This window comes from Dawidia soli (genome assembly GCF_018598185.1).
Taxonomy (GTDB): domain Bacteria; phylum Bacteroidota; class Bacteroidia; order Cytophagales; family Cyclobacteriaceae; genus Ohtaekwangia; species Ohtaekwangia soli.
The window spans coordinates 90,257-102,845 of record NZ_JAHESC010000001.1; the positions used below are offsets into that span (position 1 = coordinate 90,257).

Genomic DNA, 12,589 nt, shown 5'->3' on the forward strand with positions numbered 1-12,589 from the left:
TGACTTCCCCGTGCGCCTGTACGCGGAAGGGGTCTTATGTATTATTTCAACTATTACCGGGTTCATGAACCAAACATTTTATACCCTTTTAGGGCTCTGCCTTATTACTATACCGACCTTTGGTCAGCATGTTATTCGAGGAACGATCTACGATGCGGAGACGAAAGAGCCCAGCATCGGAGCCACCGTTCAGCTGGTGTCAAACACCAACGTAGGGGCCGTCACCGACGCGTCCGGCCTTTTTGAATTGACCACCGCCGACGAGCATCCGCGCGTGCGGGTGTCGATGGTGGGCTACGAAACACAGGAGTTGGAGGCCGGCCGCGAGCCGCTGCGCATCGCCCTGCTGCCCAAGGCACAGGAGATGCAAAGCGTGGTCGTCACCGCCAACCGCGAGGCTACACTGCGCACGGAGACACCCATCGCCATTTCCAAACTGTCGCCCCGGCTGCTGGACGAGACCAAGCCCACCCAGCTGGTGGAGGCGCTCAACAAGGTGCCGGGCGTGCTGATGGTCAACTACAACAACGAGCAGCACGCCATGTCCATACGCCAGCCAATGACCACCAACGGTTATTTTTTGTACCTGGAAGACGGCGTGCCCATCCGGCCGCTGGGCGTATTCAACCACAACGCCCTGCTGGAGATCAACCAGTTTGCCATCAGCTCGGTAGAGGTGATAAAAGGCCCCGCGTCGTCCATCTATGGCGCCGAAGCGATCGGCGGAGCGATCAACTTTATCATGCAACGCCCCACGGCCGTGCCCACCGCCAAAGTGGGCATTCAGTTTGACAACTTCGGCTATCGCCGTCTGCAGGTAAGTGCCGGTGCGCGCACCGGTAAGTTCGGTTTCTACGTGGCCACCATGCGCAGCGAGCAGACCGACTCCTGGATGGCCAACTCGGACTACGACAAAACCACCGTGAACGCCCGCCTGGAATATCACTTCACGTCCAACACACGCCTGACAGGAAACTTTATCTACGGCACCTACTTTTCAAATACCGCCGGCAGCGTAGACAGCGTCGCCTTCTTCAGCCGCCAGTATGTAAGCACGACCGATTTTACCTACCGGAAGTCCGACGCCAACCGCTCGCGTCTGACGCTCGAGCACGACTGGCATGCCGGCGCGAAGACATTCGTCACACTCTTTAACCGCAACAACGACCACGGCCAAAACCCCACGTATGGCATCCGCTGGAACCCGACCCCGAGCGCCACGAACGATCCGACAAAAGCGCGCGGCGAGATCAACTCCAACAACTTCAAGAGCTATGGCGTCCTGGCGCAGCACAGCCAGCAATTTTCATTTCTCGACGCGCGCCTCATTGCCGGCGGTATGTACGACTATTCGCCGAACGATTACGGGTCGTATCAGATCGATCTGAACGCGAAGCTGCGCGCCGACGGCAAGTCGGTCGAGCAATATACCCTCTTGCAGGAGCGACCGGACATCCGGCTGGCCGACTACGAGGCGAAGATCCGCAATGCCGCCGGCTACCTGCAGTATGATTTCTCGCCGGTAAAGAACCTCCGGTTCTCGGCGGGTGCGCGATATGACCGCATGTCGTTCACCTACGACAACTACCTGGAAAGCTCCGCCGGCAGCAAGTCGTATAGCAAGATCACACCCAAGATCGGCCTGACCTACGACCTGGGCAGAGACAAAGGACTCTACGCCAACTACTCGCAGGGCTTCTCACCGCCGGCGCTGACATCGATCTTCCGCCGCAAGCCTAACACAGAGCCCGCCGAATTTTATTACAACCTCAAACCGGCGCAGTTTCAAAACTACGAGGTCGGCGGCTGGGCGGCATTCTGGGAAAACAAAGTATACCTGGACGCGGCGCTCTATCAGATGAACGGTACCAACGAGCTGCTGAACATCCGCCAGCCCGACAACTCCACCGACTATCAATCCGCGGGCAAGACCTTGCACCGCGGCGTCGAGCTGGGCCTGACGGTAAAGCCCTCGCAACAGCTCTTCTTCCGCCTGGGCGGCACACATGCGCTGCACCGGTTTGAAGATTTCCAGATCAGCACGCGCGCCACCGATCAGTACCAGAACCTGGGCGGGTTCGATATGCCCACGGCCCCGCGGTGGAGCTGGAACACCGAGCTTTATTATTACCCGGCCTTTGTAAAAAACCTGCGTACGTCGCTGGAGTGGCAGCACGTGGGCGGTTACTACCAGAACCAGATCAACACCGTGCGGTACGATGCCTGCAACGTGGTCAACTACCGCATCGGCTACCAGTGGAAGAGCGTCGAAGTATATACCAACGTCCTCAACGTAGGCGATGTGCTGTACTCGCCCAACGCCACCCGCGGCAACAACGCCACCGACCGCACGACCTATACCCCGGCGGCGCCGCGCACATTCATGTTCGGCATTCAATACAATTTTACCGGTAAAAATAACAGCGATGGAAAATAACCCGACGGCAGCCTTTCAACAGACCGGCGCGCCGGTCACCACCGGGGCACCCGCGCAGCCCGCCAATCGTAGCGTCACACGGCGACGGAATCTTTACAAATGGCACCGCATCATCGGCCTGATCACGATCGTGCCGGTCATCTTCTGGTGCCTCTCCGGGCTGATGCATCCGTTTCTGTCGCATTGGTTTAAACCCACCATTGCGCGCGAATTCATGATGCCGAAGGCACTCGATAAAACGCAGATCGCGTTGTCCCTGCAAGACGTGCTGCATCAGAATACCGTAGCCGACTTCAGGAACTTTCGGCTGGTAGCCTTTGACAGGCAGACGTTTTACCAGGTTAAAGGCATCGACGGCTACCTGCGGTATTACAACGCGGCCACCGGCGAAGCGTTACCCGACGGCGATCAGAAATATGCCGCGTTTATGGCGCGGTATTTCCTCGACGATCAGACCAGCACCATCACGTCGGTGACACTTCAAAAAGAATTCACGCAGCAATACAAATATGTGAACCGCTACCTGCCGGTGTGGAAAGTCAGCTTTGACCGGCCCGACGGCATGGATGTATATGTGGAAACGGCGTCCAGCCGGTTAGGTACGTTTAACACCACCTCGCGCAAGGCGTTCCTGTGGGTGTTTGACAATTTTCACAACTGGTCCTTTGTAGGGACGATCACAAACAATACGCTGCGCATAACGATCATGGTGCTGCTGCTGGGTGTCATCCTGGCATCGGCCGTGACGGGCATCGTCATCTATGGTCTTTTCTGGCGGCGGTTTAAAAAGCTTACCGGTACGACCGAAAAGAAAGGCCTCCGGAAATATCACCGGCAGCTCGGTGTCGCCACCGCCGTTGTCGCGCTGGCCTTTACCATGAGCGGCGCCTTTCACGCCACGCGCAAGCTCGAGCCCAACGTGCTGCCCGAAATGATCTACGAGCCCGCCATCCTGACACGCGAGCTGACGACCGCGTCACTTGCCCTGGACCTCGACTGGGAGCGGCTGTATAATCTTTCGATCGTACGAAAAAGCAAGCATGATTACTTCCAGGCGTTTTATTTACCCAACGACGACGAGCCTGCACAAACGGTATACATCGACGCCGCCGACGGGCGGGTGTGGGAGAATGGCGACCTGGCCTATGCCAGATTCCTCGGCAAGAAATTCCTGGCGGTGCTAAGCCATACCACCAGCATGACGGCCGCCTGTTGCGACGAGATGGGCGACGTGCCGGGTGGTGGCGTCGATCAGAACGCCACCTTGCTAAAAGCAGAGCTCGTTCCGAGATTTGAAAGCCGCGAGTATGGCTTTGTCTTTAAGCGCCTGCCGGTAGTGCGCCTGCAGTACGACACGCCCGACGAGCATGCACTGTACATAGAAACGGCAACGTCGCGGCTGGCGGCCAGCATCAACACCGCCGACCGCGTGGAAGGCTATTCCTTTGCGATCTTTCACAAATACCTGCTCCTGGACTGGGCCGGTAAAAACGTGCGGGACGTTGTCATGATGCTGTCGGCCTTTGGATTGTTGACCGTGTCGGTGCTGGGACTACTGGTATTTCTCAAAAGATCGTAAGCGGCCTTTCGCGGTACAAGGACATCCGGCGAAGCAGTGCTATAGCTATAGCTGCAACGCGCGCCGGATGTCGTCGTATGTCGTTACCCGTATGCCGCCCCGCGCTTCCAGCCGCCGGGGCCAGCGCAAACCCGCGTCTGACAGGCTGCTGTCCAGTATAAATACTTTTCTCTTTTGGTATAATGCGGCGTGGGCCAGGCCCAGCGTGCCGGAGGTATCGCCTGCTTCGACGATGATCGTGGCTTCGCTCAACGCCGCGCTGACCCTGTTGCGTTCGGGAAAGAATTTGCTGTTCTGCTGGTAGCCCTGCCGCGCGTAGCGCCTGTAGGGCACGGGGCTGATGAGCAAATGCCGACGGGCAATGGTCTCCTGCAGATCGGCGTGCGCCGGTGGGTACGTGTGGTTCAGCGGCGTGCCGATCACGCCCACGGTGCGGCCGTTGTTTACCAGCGCCGCGCGGTGAGCAACGGCGTCGATACCGACTGCCAGACCCGAAACGATCGTGACGCCGTCGCCTACCAGGAGCCCGACAAGACGCGTGGTGCGCGCAAGCCCTTCGGCGGTCGGGTGACGTGTGCCGACCACCGTTACCAGCCGCGTTTGGAGCAGGGAGAGGTCGCCGCGATAATATAGCAGCTCGACCGGATGCTCGGCGTCGCGTAGGCGCGCGGGATACTCCGGCGTGCCGTGCAACAGGATGCCCGGCGGCACGGTGCCTTCCAGCAGGGCCTGCAGCTGCTGACGACTCTGCGCGATGTCGTGCTCGGCCACGAGCGCCGAGGGCGGTTGCCCGGGATGGCGGGCAAAGAGCGCGGCAAGCTTGCGCATGGAGGCATCCGGGGTATTCCAGAGCGCTTCGTACGCAGCCATCTCGCGCATCAGGTCGCGTTCCGGGGGTATGCGATCGGTCGATGATCCAAGCGAAAGTTGCATAGCTGTATGGTTGGAGAACAAACGCTAAAAACAATGCCCGATGCCGTGTGGAGCGCGGAGCGAAATAGTGTAGTTCGTGGTACGACGGAAATACACGCGGACGCTGGAGGCCGTCAGGCAAGTAAAATAAAGTAAGCGAAGCAAGCCGTGGCTGTGGATCGCTGCCGGTGTTTATCACCGGGCGTCCGCAGCCACATTCATGGTAGCCCGGTGTGCCGCTATACAGGGGCGATTACTGTAGACGTTTGCGGACAGTGTGACACTTCTGCCGCCAGACGCGGGTCGGGGTAACGCCCGCGGGGCGATATATCCACAGGCACGGAAGCGGGAAGAAAGCGTCGCCACCCCCGTCCCGGGTTGTCGGTTTACCCGACCGACGACGCGCGGCTCCTCGACGTGCTGCCCGCCAGCGACCCTGGCCAGGGGGGTATGCGGCAATTGCGGGTATACACGCGCTGCGGATGTTTACCCCGTATGCGGCTCGGTTAAACAAGAACGAGATGCTCGCTATAAGCACCCTGGCGGCGGCCGTGAGTGCCGATCCTGGCACCCGACCGTGGTGTGCTGGTTTGAAAGTATATCGCAGGACAAGATCACTACGCTGGCGGTCGACTCGGTGCTGCAGCTGCCGGCGCTCGCACGCGTCGGCATTATCCGCGAGCGGCTGTTTGCACACCTGCGCTCAAAAGGGTTCACCCACCTGGGACAGGTCAAGAGGGTATATTTCGAAGCGGGCGGCTTTTTTACCTTCGTACGGAACGAACCGCCCCGCCCGGGGCTCAAGCTGATCCCCGGGATACAGACTTTATCGGGAGCAGGATATAGCAGCGGATGTGGAGGTATACTGGCAATGTGGATGCACGCGCGGTGGCCCCACCTGTACCAACTGCCAGAACGAACGCTGGGAGAAAGCAGTGACAGGTAGCGGATAAAGCTTGGTACTTTATAGCTTTATTGTAACTTGCAATACCTGCCTGGTTTATTGACCATTCAACGCTTGATTTTAGTTGTTGCGCTGGAATGATCTTGCGCGCATTGTATACGTAATCCCTAAAAACATGGAAAGCCCCTATTCGTCGGGAGATATGACCCAAACGGATCACGACGTATTGCGATGCCTCGTCCATGCTGCCTTCCGCGACTTTGACGGTACCTGGCAGGTGGACGACGAGACGATGGCAGCGTGCCCATCGCCGATCGGCCTGCCGGTGAACTTTGACTACATCGTGCATTTCCAGGACGCGAACTACCTCATCTATCCGGATGACATCGACACGTTCCGCGCGATCATCAGGCGGGGAACAGGTTCACACGCATCGTCCGTCCGCATCATCGCGCAGGATGGAAAGGTAATGCGGTTGCAGCTCGAAGGTTCCTTCGGAGATGCCGACGAGGCACGGGGGCCCCAGTCCGCACGGGCGCAGAGAATGGGCACGGACCGGCAGGACTATGTGATCGTGAGCGCGGAAGATATCACGCTCGAGAAAAAGAAACAGGAGCAGATCCTGCGCATGAACGAGCTGGTGGCGCAGCGCGCGCAGGCACAATACCAGGAGCTGTTCCGGTCCATCGACCAGGGGTTTGCGCTGGTGCAGATGCAGTACGACCCGCAGGGCGACGCGGTGGATTTTACCTACTTACAGGTGAACCCTGCCTTTGAAAAGGTGACCGGCCTGGCCGACGCCGCCGGTAAGACGCTGACGTCGCTCGACATCGCTCACGCAAAAGCGTGGCTCAACGCGTATCAGCAGGTGGTGGCCATGCAAGCGCCGGTGCGGCTGATCATGCCGGGCGACCAGCAGGAAACGAAGTATTACGAAGTATATGCTTTTCCGACCGGCGAAGCATCCACGCATACCGTGGCGGTGCTGCTCAGCGATGTTACCGCGCGGCAGGAGTCCGAACGGCAATTGTAGGCGCTGAACGATAAGCTGCAGCAAATGGACCGGGCCAAGACACAGTTCTTCAGCAATGTGAGCCACGAGTTCCGTACGCCGCTTACCCTCATCCAGGGGCCGTTGCAGGATGTGCTGCGCCCCGAAAGCGGGCTTTCGGCCGACCATCGGCGTACATTGAGCATTGCCGGGCGCAATGTGTTCCGGCTGCTGAAACTGGTCAACAGCCTGCTCGACTTCTCACGCGTAGAGGCCGGGCGGATCGATGCTCTTTTTCAACCCACGCGGCTGGGTGAGCTCACCGCCGAGATTGCGGCCAACTTCCGGCCGTTGTTCGAGCACGCGGGATTGAAGCTGGTCGTGAAAAGCGATGTCCCGTCGGAGCAGATCTATGTCAACCGCGACATGTGGGAGAAGATCGTGCTCAACCTCTTATCGAACGCCTTCAAGTTCACCCACCAGGGCAAGGTGGAGGTAAAGATGCGCGATAAGAAGTTCGGCGTTCAGCTCATTGTGCGCGACACCGGCATCGGCATTCCCCGCAAGAACCAGGCGCGGATCTTCGAGCGGTTCTACCGGCAGGAGAATGCCAGGGCCCGGACCTACGAAGGCACCGGCATCGGGCTGGCGTTGGTGCGCGAGCTCATCGAGTTGCACGGCGGCACCATCAAGGTAAAAAGCGAAGAAGGCGTAGGAACGACATTTACCGTGACCCTGCGCAAAGGCAAGGCGCACTTGCCCGCACGGCAAATCTTTGAGACCGCGGCGCGGCTGGGCGACGCCGATACGGCAACGTACTTCGTGGAAGACGCCGCCGGCTGGCTTCCCCAAGCTCCGCCTGAAAGCCCGGCGTCGAAGAAAGGTGGCGAGGATACCAGGCCGTTGATCCTGGTCGTAGACGATAACATCGACATGCGCGCCTACTTGGTCAACATGCTTTCGCCGGCGTACCGCTTGGTGTCCGCCAACCATGGCCGGATGGCGCTCGACCTGCTCGGCAAAGGCACGCGCCCGGCGTTGATCGTGTCGGATGTGATGATGCCGGAGGTGGATGGGTACGGCCTGGTAAGCGCGCTGCGCAACGATCCTGCCTACGCCGGCATCCCGGTCATTTTACTGTCGGCGTACATCGGCGAGGAAGCCGCGATCGAAGCGCTGAACCGCGGTGCCGTAGACTTTGTCGAGAAACCTTTTTCCTCGCGTACGCTGCGTGCTTTTATAGAGGCCCGCTTGCGGCGCCGGGCCGCCGACGTCCACAGCGAAGCGACCGTGGTCTAGATATGGTTGGCGATCATTTGCCGCAGCTCCTGGAGGAGGAACGGTTTTTCGATCACATCGTCCGCCCCGGCCGACTGCGCCAGCGCAGTGATGTTGGGTGACGCCGAGATGATGATCGGTATATTTTTCGTCGCCTGCTGTTTTTTTCAGGTGGTGGCAAGGTCGAGCCCATCTATGCCAGGAAGCTGGCGGTCGAGCAGGAACGGCCATACGTCGTTAAATCAAAACAGCCCATCATGCGATGGGCTGTTCAACCTCTATACAACGTAATCAAAACAAACGACCTGTTATTCCGCAGGCTCCCAGGCCGCTTCGTTATTGACATTTGAAACAGCCACTTCGGTTAAGAGCGTATCTGCTTTTTTCTCTTCTTCGAGCGTCGTTTCGAGAATCGTGACCGCTTCGTCCAGCTGCAGTGTTTGCGCGAAGGTACGCAGGGTGCCATACGACGAGATCTCATAGTGCTCGACCTTCTGCACGGACGCGATAATGGCGGCATCGCGCATGGCACCCTCTTCGGCTTCGCCGGTCACTTCCTCCGCTTCTTTGAGCAAGCCTTCCATGGCTTCGCATTTTTTTGCCCGCGGCTCTTTGTTGAGCATCCCGAAGATCCGCTCAACGCGTGATACCTGCTCTTCCGTCTCCGTTAGGTGGTCTTGCAGGGCTGTTACCAGGTCCGGCGACGTCGCCTTCTTGGCCATTTTGGGCAGCGCCTTCAGCAGTGCTTTCTCCACCCAATAGATGTCACGTATTTCCTGTTCGAAGAGTTTGCCCAGCTTAGAGGCCATCTCCTCGGAGATCGCTGTTTTTTCAGACTTTTTCATATCGGTATGAATGTTGGTTTTTACGACAGTATGCAAATACAGGTCCCGCGCGACAACACCGGTCATCCAGACCGGGCGGCGGATGTATATCTACAGGATGGGGAGCAAGGGCAACACGGGCATTATGTTTTAGTGGTATAACGATGCGTGATCATCCAGAAGCCCAGGAGGGTTATAGATCCGGAAAATCCCGTACGTGAAAATTGCCAACAAAACTATATACATGGATACATCGCTCTATACCGACGGTGAGACCCTTTGTTGCGTGACGTGCAACCAGACGTTACAAGCCGGGATCTGGAACGACGCATTTTATCAATACCTGTTGACGCTCGTTGCCATTGTCGCGTTACTGGCGGGCGTAGTGCTCGGTATGCGTACCGGCGTCGCTTCGGGAAATACCGGGCGATCCTCAACCCCGACCGATCGTTACGGCAGGGCTGGTGCTCGGCATCGGCATGATGCGGCATCGGGGCTGTAAGCCGGTGGTACAACAGGAAAGCACGTACGGCCACTAATGCCGCACGGCATGGTTTTGGTCACACCGGAATATTATGTTCTGCCATGAAAAAGCATTCTTTCTTTTACCGCAATAGTTTATCCATCGTGCTCATAGTGCTCTTCCTGGTATCCATTACCGGTCAGATCTTTACCGGGTTGCGCGAGCACAACGAAGAGCTGAAGGAGTATGGCGCCGCGCCCGTTGCCCTATCGGAATACCTGACGACCGGACACTTTTTTCAGGCAACCTTTGAGAACTGGGAAAGTGAGTTCCTTCAAATGGCCATGTATGTGGTCCTAACCATTTTCCTGCGCCAGCAGGGATCGAGTGAATCAAAACCGCTGGACGAAGAAGAGGAGGTGGACCGGAAGCCCGACCCCACGCGCAAGGATGCACCCTGGCCGGTGCGAAAGGGTGGCTTCACGCTGGCCCTGTACAAGCACTCGTTGTCGCTGGCGTTTGCGTTTCTTTTCCTGGTAAGCTTTGCACTGCACGCAAACGGCAGCCTGAGCAACTTTAACGAAGAGCAGGTATTGAAGGGCAAGCCGGTGGTGAGCCTTTCAGACTATATGCGCCAGAGCCGGTTCTGGTTCGAGTCGTTTCAAAACTGGCAGAGTGAGTTCGTGGCCGTGATCTCGATCGTGGTGTTGTCGATCTTTTTGCGTCAATACCGGTCGCCGGAGTCGAAGCCGGTGGACGCGCCCGACAGCGAGACCGGCGGGTGAGATGCCGGTATGGAGTATAATCTTTTGCAGCAGTGAAGCATGACAGTAGAAAGTCGGAGGAGCCCATGAAAACAAGCAGCCGCAACGGCGGGGTACTGCATACGAACAATATGCCGCGCCCGGTATATTACTGCATGGCGGAGTCTAAGCTCAGGACATTGAGCTTGTACCGGTATACCACAAAGGAATTTATGGAATTGTTTTTTGATACCGGGCGGCTACGGCTCAACAGCCTGCGGATCTACCGCGCCGAGCGGAAGCCCGATCACCAGATGAATGTGGAGGTAGAAGACCGGCAGGAAGGAAAAGCGGTGATCGTCACGAACTCATCCGAAGCAAATGAAAAAGATTTCTCCAGCGGCTTTCTGAACCTGAGCACGTCGCTGACGTATTCGGAAACATTGCGGCAGACATTTGAGGTGGCGGCGGGCGGCGACAAGCGATACGGTGTCTTCGAAATACACAAGCCGATTCCGTTCGGGCAGGCCATCGCCGCGCGCATTCACGAGCGTTATCCGCTCCAGCATATTCTGGCCGGTAAATGCGACTACGTGGAGCAACGCGACAAGACGCTGGACACCCACGACCCGCGCCTGCTGGAAGACGAAGCGAACAAAGAAGTGCTATCTTATCTGACGACGCCGAATAACTACCAGGGCCGCTCGGTGCAGGATGTCGTCAAAGTCTTTTTTCTCAAAGAGAAGCAACTGGAGCACCAGTCCGAATTTCGATACCTGTGGAAAAGCCACGCACTGGCTGTCCGCGATTACCTGGACATCGAAGTGCCCGAGGCAATCCAATACTGTCGTATGATGACGAAGAACTTAATGTAAAACGAGATGATCGGTTATCAGGCATCCCACGAACAATTTTCACCGCGCGAGCTGCTGCGCCTGGCCAAGCTCGCGGAACGGGCCGGGTTTGAGGCGATCCATTCTTCCGACCATTTTCATCCGTGGAGTGAACGCCAGGGGCAAAGCGGGTTCTCATTTGCCTGGCTCGGTGCGGCCATGCAAGCCACGCATATCCCGTTCGGCATGATCTGCGCGCCGGGGCCACGGTATCATCCTGCGATCATCGCCCAGGCATGCGCCACGTTACAGCAGATGTTTCCGCGGCGCCTGTGGGTGACGCTGGGCAGTGGCGAGGCGCTGAACGAAGTGATCACCGGCAGTACCTGGCCGGAAAAGAAGATCCGCAATGAGCGTTTGCACGAGGCAGCGCAGATCATACGACGCCTGTTCACCGGCGAAGAAGTTTCCCACGACGGGCATTTTACAACGCACCGGGCGCGGCTGTATACGCTGCCGAAGACTCCACCGGCGTTGCTGGGCGCTGCGCTGTCGGCAGAGACCGCCGCCCTGCATGGAACATGGGCCGACGGTTTGCTCATCACGGCCAATGACCCCGCCTCCGCCGGCAAGCTCATCCAGGCCTTCCGTGAAAACGGAGGTGCGGGCAAACCCATATACTTTAAATTTCAACTGTCGTATGCGCGCGATCTGACAGTGGCACAGGAAGGTGCATACGAGCAATGGCGAAACAACATCCTGCCGCAGCATCTGCTCGCCTCGCTGCAACATGTTTCAGATTTCGACGCCGCCGGAGAGGACGTTACACGCGAGGAAGTGAACCAACGCCTGCCGATTTCCGATGACCCACTTTTCTTCAAAACAAAGATCCAGGCATTCCAGGAAGCCGGCTGCGACCATATCATGTTGCACAACGTCAATCGCCGGCAGGAAGACTTTATCGAAGATTTTGGCAAGGCTTTTTTCCGGAGCCGGCGTACAGCAACAGACTATGCAGGCGTCGACCGGCCTTCAGCGGGCAGCCGTGACACAGGGGCCGACAACGACCCGGTGAAATAAATCCTTATATTGCCGCATTCCGCCACCCGATCTCCGACTTGCGTGATTTTGAGTGGATGGTATATATTGCGTTTACGGAATGTGAAAGTTATGCCTATACATACGATCTGGCTTGCGGATGATGATGCAGACGACTGTATGCTGTTCGGTGATGCGATCGCGGAACTGGGGGCAGGGCCCTCGGTGGTTTGTGTAGGAAATGGTGTCGAGCTGATGGACAAACTGCAACATGTTTCGCACGTGCCCGATGTGCTGTTCCTCGACGTGAACATGCCCGTAAAAGATGGCCTGACGTGCCTGGCGGAAATCAAAGGTGATGAACGGTTTAAGGACTTACCGATCGTCATATGGTCCACATCGGCACAACCAGAGGCTGTCCGGCAGGCATTTGAGCTGGGCGCAAGATTGTTTATGAAGAAGCCCTACAATTTTAACAAACTGACGTCGCTCCTGGAGGGCGTATTGCAATTAAACCTGCATGCTGTCGTTTCGCAGGGCGATTTCCTGGTGGGGAAATAAATCCTCAGGGTAATTGACGGTCGTTT

Annotated in this window: 12 protein-coding genes; 10 read left to right on the forward strand and 2 right to left on the reverse strand. The window is 57.6% G+C overall.

The features are described from left to right. Positions 1-64 precede the first annotated feature (64 nt). Together KK078_RS00405 and KK078_RS00410 are read left to right on the forward strand one after the other, a co-directional pair. Positions 65-2,437: a TonB-dependent receptor gene (locus KK078_RS00405; RefSeq protein WP_254088246.1), complete on the forward strand. Its 2,373-nt coding sequence runs from the start codon at positions 65-67 to the stop codon at positions 2,435-2,437. Then, positions 2,427-4,016 carry a PepSY-associated TM helix domain-containing protein gene (locus KK078_RS00410; RefSeq protein ID WP_254088247.1) on the forward strand — a complete coding sequence of 530 codons (1,590 nt, stop codon included), beginning with the start codon at positions 2,427-2,429 and terminating at the stop codon, positions 4,014-4,016. The genes KK078_RS00405 and KK078_RS00410 overlap by 11 nt, the downstream gene beginning before the upstream one ends. 45 nt (positions 4,017-4,061) lie before the next feature. Here the strand turns inward: KK078_RS00410 and KK078_RS00415 are convergent, their stop codons facing one another. Next, on the reverse strand, positions 4,062-4,949 hold the full coding sequence (locus KK078_RS00415; RefSeq protein WP_254088248.1) for a DNA-processing protein DprA: 888 nt from the start codon (positions 4,947-4,949) through the stop codon (positions 4,062-4,064). Positions 4,950-5,505: 556 nt separating this feature from the next. On the opposite strand from KK078_RS00415, the gene KK078_RS00420 reads away from it, so the two are divergent. From KK078_RS00420 to KK078_RS00430, 3 genes are all read left to right on the forward strand, one after another. Further along, positions 5,506-5,874 (forward strand): DUF421 domain-containing protein, encoded by a 369-nt coding sequence (locus tag KK078_RS00420; RefSeq protein WP_254088249.1) that lies wholly within the window; start codon positions 5,506-5,508, stop codon positions 5,872-5,874. A 133-nt stretch (positions 5,875-6,007) separates the two neighbouring features. Then, complete coding sequence (locus KK078_RS00425; RefSeq protein WP_254088250.1) at positions 6,008-6,865, forward strand: nitrogen regulation protein NR(II); 858 nt, start codon at positions 6,008-6,010, stop codon at positions 6,863-6,865. A 24-nt stretch (positions 6,866-6,889) separates the two neighbouring features. Continuing rightward, positions 6,890-8,122, forward strand: a complete 1,233-nt coding sequence (locus KK078_RS00430; RefSeq protein ID WP_254088251.1) for an ATP-binding response regulator — start codon at positions 6,890-6,892, stop codon at positions 8,120-8,122. Between the two features lie 287 nt (positions 8,123-8,409). Here KK078_RS00430 and KK078_RS00435 read toward each other — a convergent pair whose 3' ends face one another. Then, positions 8,410-8,946 carry a YciE/YciF ferroxidase family protein gene (locus KK078_RS00435; RefSeq protein ID WP_254088252.1) on the reverse strand — a complete coding sequence of 179 codons (537 nt, stop codon included), beginning with the start codon at positions 8,944-8,946 and terminating at the stop codon, positions 8,410-8,412. Between the two features lie 223 nt (positions 8,947-9,169). Here KK078_RS00435 and KK078_RS00440 point away from each other — a divergent pair, with 223 nt between their 5' ends. From KK078_RS00440 to KK078_RS00460, 5 genes are all read left to right on the forward strand, one after another. Next, entirely contained in the window at positions 9,170-9,427 is a 258-nt protein-coding gene (locus tag KK078_RS00440; RefSeq protein ID WP_254088253.1) for a hypothetical protein, read from the forward strand. Between the two features lie 83 nt (positions 9,428-9,510). Then, positions 9,511-10,173 carry a DUF6766 family protein gene (locus tag KK078_RS00445; protein WP_254088254.1) on the forward strand — a complete coding sequence of 221 codons (663 nt, stop codon included), beginning with the start codon at positions 9,511-9,513 and terminating at the stop codon, positions 10,171-10,173. A gap of 65 nt (positions 10,174-10,238) precedes the next feature. Continuing rightward, a complete protein-coding gene (locus KK078_RS00450; RefSeq protein ID WP_254088255.1) occupies positions 10,239-11,006 on the forward strand; it encodes a hypothetical protein in 768 nt (255 codons plus the stop codon). Positions 11,007-11,012: 6 nt separating this feature from the next. After that, complete coding sequence (locus KK078_RS00455) at positions 11,013-12,044, forward strand: TIGR03885 family FMN-dependent LLM class oxidoreductase (protein WP_254088256.1); 1,032 nt, start codon at positions 11,013-11,015, stop codon at positions 12,042-12,044. A 90-nt stretch (positions 12,045-12,134) separates the two neighbouring features. Next, positions 12,135-12,563 (forward strand): response regulator, encoded by a 429-nt coding sequence (locus tag KK078_RS00460; protein ID WP_254088257.1) that lies wholly within the window; start codon positions 12,135-12,137, stop codon positions 12,561-12,563. Positions 12,564-12,589 lie beyond the last annotated feature (26 nt).

Bases quoted from the DNA above. Each gene is read 5' to 3' on its own strand.
- KK078_RS00405 (WP_254088246.1), top strand. From the start codon at position 65: ATGAACCAAACATTTTATACCCTTTTAGGGCTCTGCCTTATTACTATA.
- KK078_RS00410 (WP_254088247.1), top strand. From the start codon at position 2,427: ATGGAAAATAACCCGACGGCAGCCTTTCAACAGACCGGCGCGCCGGTC.
- KK078_RS00415 (WP_254088248.1), bottom strand. From the start codon at position 4,949: ATGCAACTTTCGCTTGGATCATCGACCGATCGCATACCCCCGGAACGC.
- KK078_RS00425 (WP_254088250.1), top strand. From the start codon at position 6,008: ATGGAAAGCCCCTATTCGTCGGGAGATATGACCCAAACGGATCACGAC.
- KK078_RS00430 (WP_254088251.1), top strand. From the start codon at position 6,890: ATGGACCGGGCCAAGACACAGTTCTTCAGCAATGTGAGCCACGAGTTC.
- KK078_RS00435 (WP_254088252.1), bottom strand. From the start codon at position 8,946: ATGAAAAAGTCTGAAAAAACAGCGATCTCCGAGGAGATGGCCTCTAAG.
- KK078_RS00440 (WP_254088253.1), top strand. From the start codon at position 9,170: ATGGATACATCGCTCTATACCGACGGTGAGACCCTTTGTTGCGTGACG.
- KK078_RS00445 (WP_254088254.1), top strand. From the start codon at position 9,511: ATGAAAAAGCATTCTTTCTTTTACCGCAATAGTTTATCCATCGTGCTC.
- KK078_RS00450 (WP_254088255.1), top strand. From the start codon at position 10,239: ATGAAAACAAGCAGCCGCAACGGCGGGGTACTGCATACGAACAATATG.
- KK078_RS00455 (WP_254088256.1), top strand. From the start codon at position 11,013: ATGATCGGTTATCAGGCATCCCACGAACAATTTTCACCGCGCGAGCTG.
- KK078_RS00460 (WP_254088257.1), top strand. From the start codon at position 12,135: ATGCCTATACATACGATCTGGCTTGCGGATGATGATGCAGACGACTGT.